This is a genomic window from Bacillus sp. z14 (2026) (assembly GCF_058313575.1).
Genome location: NZ_JBZFQK010000002.1, coordinates 396,580 through 409,444, shown reverse-complemented (window position 1 = coordinate 409,444; position 12,865 = coordinate 396,580). Strand labels below are relative to the sequence as shown.

Annotated in this window: 13 protein-coding genes; 4 read left to right on the top strand and 9 right to left on the bottom strand. The window is 38.7% G+C overall.

The window, feature by feature from the left end; genetic code table 11:
- Positions 1-61: 61 nt before the first annotated feature.
- The 5 genes from AC4G3O_RS08060 to AC4G3O_RS08040 form a co-directional block, all read right to left on the bottom strand.
- Entirely contained in the window at positions 62-676 is a 615-nt protein-coding gene (locus AC4G3O_RS08060; protein WP_490551876.1) for a flavin reductase family protein, read from the bottom strand.
- A 15-nt stretch (positions 677-691) separates the two neighbouring features.
- A complete protein-coding gene (locus AC4G3O_RS08055; protein WP_139891342.1) occupies positions 692-1,300 on the bottom strand; it encodes an alpha/beta hydrolase in 609 nt (202 codons plus the stop codon).
- Between the two features lie 460 nt (positions 1,301-1,760).
- Positions 1,761-2,678 carry a C40 family peptidase gene (locus AC4G3O_RS08050; RefSeq protein WP_491136042.1) on the bottom strand — a complete coding sequence of 306 codons (918 nt, stop codon included), beginning with the start codon at positions 2,676-2,678 and terminating at the stop codon, positions 1,761-1,763.
- A gap of 15 nt (positions 2,679-2,693) precedes the next feature.
- Positions 2,694-3,776 carry a dipeptide epimerase gene (locus tag AC4G3O_RS08045; protein ID WP_066101083.1) on the bottom strand — a complete coding sequence of 361 codons (1,083 nt, stop codon included), beginning with the start codon at positions 3,774-3,776 and terminating at the stop codon, positions 2,694-2,696.
- Complete coding sequence (locus tag AC4G3O_RS08040) at positions 3,766-4,704, bottom strand: S66 peptidase family protein (RefSeq protein ID WP_139891343.1); 939 nt, start codon at positions 4,702-4,704, stop codon at positions 3,766-3,768. Before AC4G3O_RS08040 ends, AC4G3O_RS08045 begins: the two co-directional genes overlap by 11 nt.
- A 600-nt stretch (positions 4,705-5,304) precedes the next feature.
- Here AC4G3O_RS08040 and AC4G3O_RS08035 point away from each other — a divergent pair.
- Genes AC4G3O_RS08035 through AC4G3O_RS08020 form a run of 4 tightly spaced genes read left to right on the top strand, consistent with a single transcriptional unit; the run spans position 5,305 to position 8,300 of the window.
- A complete protein-coding gene (locus tag AC4G3O_RS08035) occupies positions 5,305-6,435 on the top strand; it encodes a helix-turn-helix domain-containing protein (RefSeq protein ID WP_491136041.1) in 1,131 nt (376 codons plus the stop codon).
- A complete protein-coding gene (locus tag AC4G3O_RS08030; RefSeq protein ID WP_148629518.1) occupies positions 6,428-6,631 on the top strand; it encodes a PLDc N-terminal domain-containing protein in 204 nt (67 codons plus the stop codon). Before AC4G3O_RS08035 ends, AC4G3O_RS08030 begins: the two co-directional genes overlap by 8 nt.
- Positions 6,631-7,533: an ABC transporter ATP-binding protein gene (locus AC4G3O_RS08025; protein ID WP_148629517.1), complete on the top strand. Its 903-nt coding sequence runs from the start codon at positions 6,631-6,633 to the stop codon at positions 7,531-7,533. Before AC4G3O_RS08030 ends, AC4G3O_RS08025 begins: the two co-directional genes overlap by 1 nt.
- Entirely contained in the window at positions 7,530-8,300 is a 771-nt protein-coding gene (locus AC4G3O_RS08020; protein ID WP_490551879.1) for an ABC transporter permease, read from the top strand. The genes AC4G3O_RS08025 and AC4G3O_RS08020 overlap by 4 nt, the downstream gene beginning before the upstream one ends.
- Positions 8,301-8,388: 88 nt before the next feature.
- Here AC4G3O_RS08020 and AC4G3O_RS08015 read toward each other — a convergent pair whose 3' ends face one another.
- The 4 genes from AC4G3O_RS08015 to AC4G3O_RS08000 all read right to left on the bottom strand — a co-directional run bounded on the left by AC4G3O_RS08015 (position 8,389) and on the right by AC4G3O_RS08000 (position 12,836).
- The gene (locus tag AC4G3O_RS08015) at positions 8,389-8,985 is read right to left on the bottom strand and encodes a DedA family protein (RefSeq protein ID WP_490551880.1); all 597 of its coding nucleotides are present in this window, start codon (positions 8,983-8,985) and stop codon (positions 8,389-8,391) included.
- A 44-nt stretch (positions 8,986-9,029) separates the two neighbouring features.
- Positions 9,030-10,028, bottom strand: coding sequence for a glycosyltransferase family 2 protein (locus AC4G3O_RS08010; protein WP_490551881.1), 999 nt, complete (start codon positions 10,026-10,028; stop codon positions 9,030-9,032).
- Positions 10,029-10,042: 14 nt separating this feature from the next.
- Positions 10,043-11,731 (bottom strand): DUF6044 family protein, encoded by a 1,689-nt coding sequence (locus AC4G3O_RS08005; protein WP_490551882.1) that lies wholly within the window; start codon positions 11,729-11,731, stop codon positions 10,043-10,045.
- Between the two features lie 322 nt (positions 11,732-12,053).
- Entirely contained in the window at positions 12,054-12,836 is a 783-nt protein-coding gene (locus AC4G3O_RS08000; protein WP_139891346.1) for an HAD family hydrolase, read from the bottom strand.
- Between the last annotated feature and the right edge of the window lie 29 nt (positions 12,837-12,865).

Here is a 12,865-nt window from a genome sequence, read left to right as displayed (position 1 = left end):
CTATTACCAAAAGAACCCATAAAAAAACCTCCCTACTTGAAGTGGGAAGTTCTGTACGCTATTATTTTGGTCTTTCCAGAATAAATTGTTCACCAATCTTCATAAAATTTTGGCCAGCAAGCCGGGAAACAGGCTTGAGTAATTCTGTACTGATTGTACCATCCTTGTAGATGGCTTCATCTATATGATAAAAAACAATATTACCGATTAGTAGATCACAACCTGCATCTTCTGCGGTATGGCCTCCAAGCGGTATTACTTTATGTACGGTACATTCCATCCGAATCTTCGCAGGGCTAAGCCCTGGGACTCGTACATGAACACTATCTACTGTTTGAAAGGGAGATCCTTCTAGTTCACTTTGGTCCGGAGGCAATTCAGCTGCTGTCCAATTCGCTCCCTTCACGTTTTCTTCATCTGTAATATGGAGGACAAATTCTCCCGAATCGATTGCATTTCTTGCTGTATCCTTTCTTTCGCCATTCCGTCGCTGGATTGATACAGCAATCAGCGGGGGATTTGAACTAACGATCGTAAAATAACTAAAAGGTGCAATATTCATAATTCCTTCGTTAGAAATGGTTGAGATAATGGCAATCGGTCTAGGAACGACTGCCCCTGTTAAAAAGGTATAATTCTCTCGCTCACTCATTTCAGTTGGATTTAGCGATATCATCTAATCATCTCCAATTTATTTAAATTGCTGAGAAAACCATAATCCTGCAGCCTCTACCTCTGATTGTGTCAGCTGGTGTCCATTTTGTTCCCAATAAACCTCTACTTTGGCTCCGGCAGCCTTCAGTATTTCACTCAGTTCTTTTGTTTCTTCCGGTGAACAAATTGGATCGTTTTTGCCGGCACCTATAAAGATTGGCAGACGTTCCATTTCTGGCAGCTTTATTCCTCTTAAAGGAACCATAGGATGATGCAAAATAGCTCCTTTTAATACATGTTGGTAGTGAAAAAGCATACTGGCAGCTATATTAGCTCCATTTGAATAACCGATTGCCAACACATTGTTTCGGTCAAACCCATACTTGACTGAGGCTTCGTTTAAATAATCGTTTAGTTCCTTTGTACGAAACTTTAAATCTTCAACATCAAAAATACCTTCAGCCAATCTTTTAAAGAACCTTGGCATTCCATTTTCCGAAACGTTGCCTCGTACACTTAAAATGGAGGACTCAGGTGAAATTAATTTAGCAATCGGCACTAAATCATGCTCTGTTCCACCTGTACCATGCAGCATAAAAAGTGTTGGAAGTTTCATATTTGTTCCCTTTATAAAATAGTCTCTCATGCATATTCCCCCAATTGATCGCTTGAAACGTTCCAATTTATCCCTCGAATTCTTGAGATTCTTACCTCACAGGATTTCAATTCTATTAAGATCACTTTAAATTTATCTTGAAACTAGTATATTATACAACTTTATTTATTACAAAATTGAGTAGCAAGAGTATTACCTCTATTAAAATAATCGATTAGCATAAAGGGTCATTATAGGGAATGACCCTTAACATTATTCAGATAACCACTCAATACAAAAAGGTCCCGATCAGTATGGAAAAGCTCTGATCAGGACTAATCATTGATACCGATAATATGGTTCCACATTGTTTCTTCTAACCTTTCTTTCCATCATGGTTTTGTCTTTTTTGGTACGAATCATTTAAACTATCTTATTAAGCAGTTAAACTATATGTTTGGAGTCTTTCGATAAAATAGGGACAATATTAAATACATACATGCTTTGAATTCTACTTTTCCAAACATCTCATTGCCATGCATAACTCTTTTTCATATATAGTGCCTTCAATCGGGATAATTTCAATTGATTTACCCGTATGCGGTGAATGAAGAAGTTTACCTTGTCCATAATAAATCCCGACATGATGAATTGCTCCTTTTCCATTATCATATGCAAAGAAAAGCAAGTCCCCCCTTTGTACCCCATTCAGCGCAATCGGCGTACCATATTGCGCCTGCTCACTTGCATCACGTGGAATACTATAGCCATTTGCCTTATAAATTGTATAGGTAAATCCTGAGCAATCATACCCATAACTGCTCAGTCCACCCCACAAATAGGGTAAGCCGACGAATTGCTCTCCAGAAGTGACAATGTCTATATCACTCCCTGGCTTCCCTCTCTCTTTACAGTTAAATGAAGCTATATCATCTCTGTGTAAATTTCCAATACCTAAGGGGGTGTCTACAAGTATCCGTCCATCTTTTTCACCAAGGTATGATAACTTCGTTTGATAGCTTAGCACTAGGGTATCTTGTGTTTTTTCCAGTGTAAGCAAAGCCTTCCGACTTGTAATCAAGGCAAAAGTGTCATTGGATGCAGGTTCATAATTCTCCAGCTGGCATAGAGGTACCCAGCCTGGATATCCTCTGGAATCTTTCTTTGAAGACTGCTCGATGGCAATGATATGGGCCCATCCATGTTTATATTCGAGCAGCAGGACCTGTTCACCAAATAATAATTGGGTCTGGATTCTATTGGATTCGCATAAATCAAGCCGCTCAGCCTCATTCATAAATAGAAGCCAATCCTCCAATCGGACCGGATGGCTAATGGCTGGACGATCAAGCTCTCTATAAGACTGATTTGTAGTCCAAACGGTCGCTACAGTTACATTAACGGTCATGATTTTGTGAGTAAATCCCACTTTTTGATCCTCCTCTCACTTGAGCTGAATATTCCTTATACCTAAGCCTTCTATTTCGGGTAAAGTAAATTTACTACCCTTATATTGTATGCCGCCTTCAATCAGGGAGCGGGATAACATGAGAGGGGCATCAAAATCATAGCGGGTAATATTACGTTTACTTGCAGCAAAGTGAGCAGCAGCTGTTAAACCTAAATGTGTTTCAATCATACTGCCCATCATGCATTCCATCCCTGCCGCCTCAGCTAATTGGTTAATGTACTGGGCGTAAAAAATCCCTCCAGTTTTCATCAATTTAATATTAATCATGTCTGCACTCCGTGTACGAATGACCTCTAAGGCTTGCCTTGGGGTAAATACACTTTCATCTGCCATAATAAATGTATTTACCTGATTAGTTACTTGTCTGAGCCCTTCCAAATCATCTGCCTTGACCGGTTGTTCCACCAATTCAATTTGTAAACCCATTTCCTCCATACGGCGGATTGCCTGAATCGCTTCCTTCGCAGTCCATCCTTGGTTAGCATCCAGACGTATCGTAATCTCATTCCCCACACACTTTCTAATTTCTTTCACTCTCGCAATATCCTCATTTATATTACCGAGACCTACTTTAACCTTTAAGGTTGTAAAACCGCTCTTTACATATTCCAATGCCTCCTCCCCCATTATGTGAGGGATATCCACACTTACCGTAAAGTCTGTTTCAAGCCGAGAGCTTCTGCCACCTAAATACTGATAAAGGGGCAGCTTACTATTTTGGGCCAGACAATCATAAATAGCCATATCAATTGCCGCTCTTCCGCTTGAATTTCTTGTCATAATAGCGGATAGGTCATGAAAAATCTCTTCGAAACACAAAATATCTTTTCCTATTAAACTGGGTTTAAAAAAGTCGTGAATAGCTGTTTCTATTGATTGTAATGTATCACCAGTAATAACAGCAGTTGCGGTTGCTTCTCCCCATCCAACCAAACCATTGTCACATTGAATTTTGACATAAACAGAGTCAGCTGTATTTACAATCCTTAATGCTGTTTTAAATGGTTTAATTAAAGGAACTTGTATACGATAGGTTTCGATATTACTAATTTTCATCTGCAATTCCGCTTTCAATGGTAAGTGTCTTCTCTGCAGTGCTGATTTTGGCTTTCACGCCAAGTGGTATTCCAATATGTGGATTGCAATGACCAATTTTAAATCCACCCATAGCTGGCTTATTAATCAGTTTTGTATAGTGAGTCAATACCTCATCAAGGGTGAGTGTCCGTCTGCTTTTTGGCTCGCAATCGGCAAAATCACCGATGACAAGACCGGCAATATCACTTAACTTTCCAGCCAACCATAAATGATTTAAGAAGATATCAATATTCCTAGGCTCTTCATAAATATCTTCTATTAAAAGGAGCTTTCCTTTCGTATCTATTTCGAAAGGAGTCCCCAAGGTCGTTGTGATCAAGCTTAGATTTCCTCCTACTAATTCACCCTCCGCTTCTCCCTCAATAAATGGGTGTAAAGGGGAGATATCCTCTTTATAATTCACTTCTTCTGATTGAAAAAGCTGTTTAAATGATTCCTTAGAGCGAGGATGTATATCATCATTTCCTAAATCAGATGCAAGCATAGGACCGTGAAAGGTAACCAAGCCAGTCTTTTGTCGAATTGCCGTATGTATAAATGTAATATCTGAATATCCCCAGAAAATCTTTGGGTTATTCCTAATGACTTCATAATTAATGGCATCCGCAATTCGCGCCGTCCCATATCCCCCACAAGCACAGATAATGGCTTTTACGTCTTCGTCCTTAAACATCGCTTCAAGATCTTCCACCCGTTCTGCGTCTTCGCCTGCAAGATAGCCATATTCCTTATAGATATGACTGCCCATTTTTACGGTAAGACCTAAATCCTGTTCCAGAAAAGACAGTGCTTTTTGAAGGGCCTCCTTCTTTGGAGGACTGGCAGGAGCAATGACGCCCACTGTATCTCCCTTTTTGATCCGTTTTGGTTTAAGTTGTTCTAACATCTTCTCACTCCCTGATTATGTAATAAAGGATTCTCTATTGAACATCCATAAATTAGCTGAGAACTATAGGTTCATTTCTTTATAGGAATCTTTAATATTAATAACTTCTTTGCGATTCCTACTTAATAAAGAGCCAACTAAAATAAATGTATGTAAAATAAATCAGTCCTATTCAGTTCTATAACTAAAAACATATCCACATGCCCTTACCTATTTTCTAAATTATCAATCAATTAATGCTATAAGAAATCTTAGAAAACCCATTTCTTCAAAAGAATACAAAAAGTACTTTTACTATCCCTTATTCATAATAACAATAACCCCCTTAATTTACATAAGTAAACAACGATTTAGAGGAACGATTTTTTAATATCAACAGGCAAAAAAATATCATAGGTAAGCCACTTGGAGATTGGATTTATGATTGGAGTTGCCGTGAACTGACATTCATTGGATCACCATAACAAGATCCTGAGGCTTATTTATTATTGACTGTTTAACGTAAAGTTTCTCGTTAGTTGATTTTGTATCGAAAAATATCGTATTGCTCCATTTAGCTTTACAGCATCTATGGTTACAATAGTTATAGGAGGTAGTTGTATGTACTCATTAAATTTTTCACATAACCTTGCTAAACTGCGCCGTAAAAAGAAACTCACCCAAAAGGAATTAGCGGATTTTATCGGTGTTACGAAGGCATCCGTATCTAAATGGGAAAATAAACAGAGCTTGCCGGACATCTTACTATTACCCCAGCTCGCATCTTTTCTAGATGTAAGTATAGATGAATTGCTGGGCTATGAAGCACAGTTGAGTCGGGAACAAATCCAAAAGCTATATGTGGAGCTTGCTTCTGACTATACAAGACTGCCCTTTAATGAAGTGATGAATAAATCACGAGAACTGGTTCGCCGCTATTATTCCTGTTATTCCTTTTTACTCCAGATCTGCATCCTTTGGCTGAACCATTTTCCTCTTGCAAAGGACCATGATGAGCAACAAAGAATTTTGCACGAAGCTGTAACACTTTGTGAGCATATAGAGGGAAATTCTAAAGTAATAGATATTTGTAATGATGCTATCACTGTGAAAGCTGTATTCAACCTCCAACTCGGTAAAGCTGAAGAAGTCATTGAAGCATTGGAGATGATAGCAGATCCAACTCGCATCTATCACCAAAGTGATTCAATTTTGGCACAGGCCTATCTGACCGTCGGGGATTTAGACAAAGCCAAAAGCTATACACAAATCAATATGTATCTACATGTGATATCGCTGATTACAACTGCGGTCCAATACCTAGCCATTCATATGGATGACCCTGCAGTATGTGAAAAAACGATTAAAAAAACAGAGGGATTGATTCGGCTATATGATTTAAACAACCTGCATCCCAATAGCGCAGCACAATTTTTCTATCAGGCAGCACTTGTCTATATCACACATGGAGAAAAAGAAAAGGCGCTGGGAATGCTAAATCAATATGTTCAGGTAGTTCGAGTGCTTTTTACCCATGAGCACGCGTTGCTCCACGGCGATGCTTATTTTGACAGGCTGGATGAATGGATTAGCAAACTTGACCTAGGAGCATCACCGCCACGAAATATGCGCCTTGTGGCAAAAAGTGTACTGGAGTCTTTTAAACATCCATTATTGACAGCACTTCAAGACGATCTAGAATTTAAGAGAATACAAAGAGAACTTACGGAAGGAGTGAAATATTATGAATGAAGTCAAAGAATTCTTACCCTTTATTATTCCTTTGGTTATTGCAGAATTTACATTGCTGGGTTTTACCATACATCATATTTTGACTCATAAGAACTATAAGCGCGGCAGTCGTACCATGTGGCTAGTTATAGTGATAATCGGCATGCAATTTATAGGACCTATTCTGTATTTTCTGCTTGGAAAAGAGGATGCATAATGAATATGTTAACTTTATCTCATGTAAAAAAGCGATTTGGAGATAAAACAGTATTAGAGGATGTCACTTTTTCTGTAGCGGAGCATACTGTTTTTGGTTTTGTGGGTCAGAATGGCGCTGGGAAAACTACGACTATGAAAATCATTCTTGGCTTACTGGAGGCAAACAGCGGGGAGATTACTGTTGGCGGAGAAAAGGTTCGCTACGGCGATACTCCCACAAATCGGCTTATTGGATATTTACCTGATGTACCTGAGTTTTATTCTTTTATGACTCCTAAGGAATATTTGCATTTTTGCGGTGAGCTCACAGGGATGTCATCTTCGAGTATCAAGGCTCGTACCAAGGAGCTTCTGGAGCTTGTGGGACTCTCCAATGAGAAACGGCGAATCAAAGGTTTTTCACGCGGCATGAAGCAACGGCTCGGAATTGCACAAGCGCTTTTCAACCGACCTAGACTGTTGATTTGCGATGAACCGACCTCCTCTCTCGATCCTGTTGGAAGAAGGGAAATTCTAGATATTCTTACCGCAGCAAAGGAACATACAACTATTCTCTTTTCCACGCATATTCTTTCCGATGTTGAGCGTATATGTGATGAGGTCGCATTCCTTCACGAAGGACAAATCGTATTGCAGGAATCAATGGAGAAGTTAAAAAGAGAACATGCAAGCATCGGGTATGAAATTGAGTTGGAGTATCCAGAAGATACGGCAAAACTGCTTTTAGCTTTTCCAAGCATCAAAAAAAGCAATGAAAATCATCTCTTGCTGGAGCGAGCTGATCAGGTACAGACAGAAGCTGTCTTACGTTTTATCTTGGAGCATCATATTCCTTTCCGCCGTTTCGAAAAGCAGGAGCTATCGCTGGAATCTCTGTTTATGGAGGTCGTCAGTAAATGAAATCTTTTCTAGCTTTTTTCAAAAAAGAGTGGATGGAATGGAGTCGAACAGGACGAGTGCTCATTCTACTGCTAGTATTTGTACTTTTCGGGATTATGAATCCAGCTATAGCAAAGATAACTCCATGGATGATGGAGATGATGGCAGACTCTTTGGAGGGAACAGGCCTTGTCGTTACAGAGGTTACTGTAGATGCCTTGACCTCCTGGACACAATTTTATAAAAATATTCCAATAGCACTGATTATTTTTATACTGATGTGCAGTGGATCCTTTACTTCAGAATATCAAAAAGGAACACTCATCCCTGTTCTGACAAAGGGTCTCTCGCGCTGGAAATTCGTTATCGCAAAGAGCATGATGATATTTATATCGTGGACAGCTTGCTATTGGATTTGCTTTGGTATTACTTATGCTTATAATGCTTTTTATTGGGATAATAGCATCGCCGTGTACACTAGCTTTGCAGCAATGTGTTACTGGCTTTTCGGGCTTTGGGTGTTATCATTTATGGTGCTGTTTTCTACACTATCCTCTAGTAATACCACTGTTTTACTCGGAACTGGGGGTACTGTACTGGCGGTTTATCTCATCGGACTTTTCCCAAAGCTAGAATCTCTCACACCGATGAAGCTAACCGAAGCCATGAGTCTCCTGACAGGGCTCAAAGCACCGGGAGAGTATGTCACGCCGATTGCAATATCTGTCGGCATGGTCGGAATATGCCTAGCTGTTGCGGTTACGATTTTCAAAACAAAAAAGATATAAGATATGTTAAAACAGAAGCCGCTGTCAGTTCATCCTAACAGCGGCTTCTGTTTCTCTACATTATAATGAACAATATGTAAAATATTTTTTAAGAGCTAACTTTACTTCTCGCAGGAGAGAACCAATTTTTCCATGCAAGTACTACGATGAAAATTAAGAAAAAAATGACCGCAATGAAGCTTAAATACTTGAGACCAATCATATTTCCGAAATAAAATCCAATCGTCATATAAAGGGTTGTCCATAGTAAGCTTGCTAAAAATGCGAGTGAGAAAAATTTTGCATATGGTAATTCACGTGTTCCTGACATATAGGGAGTTAGCTGTCTAAGTCCCGGTAAAAAATATCCTATAACAACCATTTTATTTTCAAATTGATCAAACCTAGTATGCATACTCTGCCAGCGTTTCGGTGTGATTTTCACTAGATTTCCATACTTCTGGATGATGGATGTCCCAAGCTTCCTTCCAATCATATAGGTAAAAAACATACCCATATTAGCACCCAATAGTGCAGCGCAGATGGCCCATAGAAAATTAAGGTTTTGTTCAGCAATGACAGCACCGATAAAAATAACAAATGTTTCTTCAGGTGCAGGAATTCCTACAATCCCGCAAAATAAAACTAAGATAATCACCCAGTATCCATACAGCTGTATATAATATGTAATAGCATCAAGCGTCATGTAGTTTCCTTCCTGTTTTCAAACCAATGATACATATATTCCTGTTAGCGAGATTTATATTGATTTTTCTGGTTCGCCTGGTCTTTTTGATCTTCAGTATAGTTGTCCACATCAATGGCATAAATCGGCCTTTGTTTAACCTCTTTAAAAATCTTGCCAATGTATTCACCCACTATTCCAATACCAATCAACTGCAAGCCACCAATGATCCACAGAGAAATCATGATGGAAGTCCAGCCAGATTGTGTATTCCCCAGTGTTTTTTGAATTAGAGCATAGCTGCCTGCGACCACACTGATAAATAGCGTCAAAAAGCCAATGTAGGTAACACAGCGTATCGGCGCAACACTAAAGGAGGTAATCCCATCAAGCGCAAAAGAAATCATTTTCTTTAACGGATATTTAGACTCTCCCGCTTCTCTTTCCTTCCGATCATAAAAGACTTCAGCGGAGGAAAAGCCAATCATTGGAATCATACCTCTTAAGAATAAATTCCGTTCCTTATATTTTAAGAGTTCTCCCAATGCACGCTTGCTCATTAATCTAAAATCTGCATGATTAGGAATTAACTTGATTCCCAATTTACCCATCATACGATAAAAGCTAAGCGCTGTGGTCCGTTTGAATATAGTATCCTTCTTTCGCTGATCTCGAACTCCATAGACAATATCATATCCCTGATTGTATTTTTCAACCATCTCTTTTATGACCTGAATGTCATCCTGTAAATCAGCATCGATGGAGATAACACAATCGGAATGCTTTTGGGCCGTTGCCAGACCAGCGAGCAATGCATTTTGATGACCCACATTGCCCGCTAATTTCAGACCCTTGACTAACCTATTCTGTACACTCTCCATTTGTATTAAATCCCAAGTATCATCAACACTGCCATCATCCACAAATAAAATAGCACTTCTTTCTGAGATTACACCGGAGTCCAATAACTCTTTTAGAATGGATGAAAGCTCTTCAGATGTTTTAGACAATACCTCCTGTTCATTGTAACAAGGCACAACGATTGTTAATACAGGCAGATTCATTATGAGTAACTCCTTTACATGACATGATATAGATAGATCTTCCACGCTGAATCTTCATGATCAAAAACATCCATCAATTCAAGGTTATTCTCATCTGCATTCACAATAGGTACAGCTGAGATTATATATTGACCACCCATTTCTTTCAGTACCTTCGTATTCAACTCTAAATTTTTTATTGTTTTGGATGAATTTTTTTCGTAATCATATTTCTTACCAAGCTCATCCACGAAAATATAACAACGCCCGCCCCATTTATCAAAATATTTTTTAAGCTGAGCGTTCTTATCCAGCTCCTTCTCAATAATTTCTCGAAACTGATGCTTGTACGCCAATGGATAGTAATTGTTATACGTATCCAAAGTATAAAAGCCATTATATTGAGCAATAGCAGGATGTAATCCTATACTTACCACTCTGTACGTATCCTGAGGTTTTCCAATATAATCTTTAATCTCAGTAAATTGGTCAACAGCATAAAACTCCTTAAAAGTCGGTGCATCCAGCCTTCCATAATACACTTCCGGATTGTACATAAATAAGACAAGCAGCTGAGCGACAATGACTCCTTTTGAAAACTGCCTCCATCCCCCTCCATTTTTCCAAAGAATACGGCAGGACAGGGCAAACAATAAGTACAAAACTAACGGTCTCAGGAAATGAAAACGGGCAAAATTAAAATTATTTAAAAGTGAAATTTGTTCTTTCAAGGATGCCCATCCCTCATAAAACCAAAACGCATACCATGCAGATAAAATAAAATTCAAGATAAACAGCTGAACATAGCGTTTCTCACTTTTCCAAAGCTTATTCCGATAAATAAACCATAAAGCTATAAATGACACAGGCAAAATAATATATTGGTGAAGCGTTAATACATGATTATGTCCAATTATGTAATTTTTAAATATGAGACGGACAGATCGCGCAAATCCTAATGCAGAGCTGAAATATTCATCCCGGCTGTTAGGCTCTTCAGGAAATACCAAAGAATAAACCAAGCGATATTCGATCAACAGGTAAATAAAAGTCATTAAAGCAATACTGCCAAAGAATTTCCAATTAGGGTCTTTTTTCTTGATCCAATCATAAAGCCAAAGCAATCCCATAGCCACCAGGAAGAAAAAGAACCCCAGTACAAAGCTCGAATAAAAAGGCAAAAGGATTAGAATAAGCCAATCCGTCCATTTACTATCTCTGCCTCTAATATTTAAAAAGGCATACAAGGCTAATGGATGCCCCAATGTGGCAAGCATTCCGGATGGCCAAAAAGGAGTCAAAGCAAAGGCCAATGCAACGAATACACGTATAAAGCCATGTTCCTCTTTTCTAACAAAATGCTTTTTAAGTAAGAGATACATTCCAATAAACGCAAAGATTCTAGTAATCGCCTGACTGATTGAATATGCCGTCATGGATGGTAATAAATAATGGAGCCATTCAATTCCGCTGAATTCAGTTCCAATTGAATTCCTCGGCAAACCATTAATGATTTGTGGAATAGTCTCATTTATCGGTCCAAACAGCATTTGATTATCCTTCAGAACCTTGTACCAAGCGATATTGGAATCTAAGTTATCATGCACCCGTATATGAGAATCTTCACCAAGTATAAACATCGGAGCCAAATAAATGATCAACAACACCAGCGCAGCTATCAATAACTTAGTTTCCTCAGTCCATTTATTTCTTAATTCCCCCACTGCTATACACCGACTTTTCAAGATATATTTAAATCAACCCACCAATAATTGTAAAATTATAATGTACTCATGGTAGCTATTTATATACCCCATGTCAAGGAGCTATTGGGTCAATATGGATATTACAAATCTTCACCCTCAACCTTTTTTAATGTAAACTAGGTAATTTTCAAATATAGGCTTATTGTTGTATGTAAAGGCAAATCATCATTACGAAAACAGTCAAAAATAAAAAACCAATTCAACCTGGGGTACTTAACCCCTTAAGGATGAATTGGTCTCCGCGACACTTCTTGAAATTTCTTTCACAAGATATTCATAATTATATTTCCTTCAGCAATGGTAGTAAATCCGCCAGTTTCTTAATCTCATAGGTAGGCTTCACTTGATCCGTTACTTTATGATGGCGGTTTACCCAAACAGATTTTATTCCTGCACGATTGGCACCGAGAATATCCGTCATCAGATTATCTCCAACCATCAGGACTTCTTTTTTTTCAACCTCTAATAATCCTACAGCATGTTCAAAGAGTTCGGGAGCCGGCTTACCTTGTCCAAAATCCCCTGAAATGACAATATGATCGAAATAGGGAGCTATTTCAGGTGTTATTTCCAGCTTTGTTGTTTGCAATTGCGGGGAGCCATTTGTCAGTAAAAGAAGTTTAACACAACCCTTTAATTGATCCAGCACTTCAAAGGTATCCTCATAAATAAAGGGATGTTTTCTTCTTTCTTCAGGAAACTTTTCTGCTAATTCCTGTCCTAACTCTGCATCCTCTATTCCCAATGCTTTCAACCCATTCGTCCACGCATCCTTGCGATAGAGCGGCATAATTTGAGCCATCTTTTGAAATTGCTCATGTTTGTCCTGAAAATCCCCCCATAATCCCTCAAATGGATTTATCCCAATCATTTGTGTAAAAGCGAATGTTTCATAGGAGCTATACAGTTTAGTGGCTTCCTTTCTAACTGATTCTTCTAGCTGCACTGGGTCAATCTGATATTTGTTTATAGACAGCCCGCAGGTTACCCTGAAAGCTTCCTGAACACTTTTTTGATCCCATAACAATGTATCATCGAGGTCAAACATGATTGCCTTTACCATATCGGTTCCTCCGTCCCAGCATCAACCGC

Excerpts from the sequence above, each read along its gene's own strand:
- AC4G3O_RS08060 (WP_490551876.1), bottom strand. The coding sequence starts at position 676 with ATGATATCGCTAAATCCAACTGAAATGAGTGAGCGAGAGAATTATACC.
- AC4G3O_RS08055 (WP_139891342.1), bottom strand. The coding sequence starts at position 1,300 with ATGAGAGACTATTTTATAAAGGGAACAAATATGAAACTTCCAACACTT.
- AC4G3O_RS08045 (WP_066101083.1), bottom strand. The coding sequence starts at position 3,776 with ATGAAAATTAGTAATATCGAAACCTATCGTATACAAGTTCCTTTAATT.
- AC4G3O_RS08040 (WP_139891343.1), bottom strand. The coding sequence starts at position 4,704 with ATGTTAGAACAACTTAAACCAAAACGGATCAAAAAGGGAGATACAGTG.
- AC4G3O_RS08035 (WP_491136041.1), top strand. The coding sequence starts at position 5,305 with ATGTACTCATTAAATTTTTCACATAACCTTGCTAAACTGCGCCGTAAA.
- AC4G3O_RS08030 (WP_148629518.1), top strand. The coding sequence starts at position 6,428 with ATGAATGAAGTCAAAGAATTCTTACCCTTTATTATTCCTTTGGTTATT.
- AC4G3O_RS08025 (WP_148629517.1), top strand. The coding sequence starts at position 6,631 with ATGAATATGTTAACTTTATCTCATGTAAAAAAGCGATTTGGAGATAAA.
- AC4G3O_RS08020 (WP_490551879.1), top strand. The coding sequence starts at position 7,530 with ATGAAATCTTTTCTAGCTTTTTTCAAAAAAGAGTGGATGGAATGGAGT.
- AC4G3O_RS08015 (WP_490551880.1), bottom strand. The coding sequence starts at position 8,985 with ATGACGCTTGATGCTATTACATATTATATACAGCTGTATGGATACTGG.
- AC4G3O_RS08010 (WP_490551881.1), bottom strand. The coding sequence starts at position 10,028 with ATGAATCTGCCTGTATTAACAATCGTTGTGCCTTGTTACAATGAACAG.
- AC4G3O_RS08000 (WP_139891346.1), bottom strand. The coding sequence starts at position 12,836 with ATGGTAAAGGCAATCATGTTTGACCTCGATGATACATTGTTATGGGAT.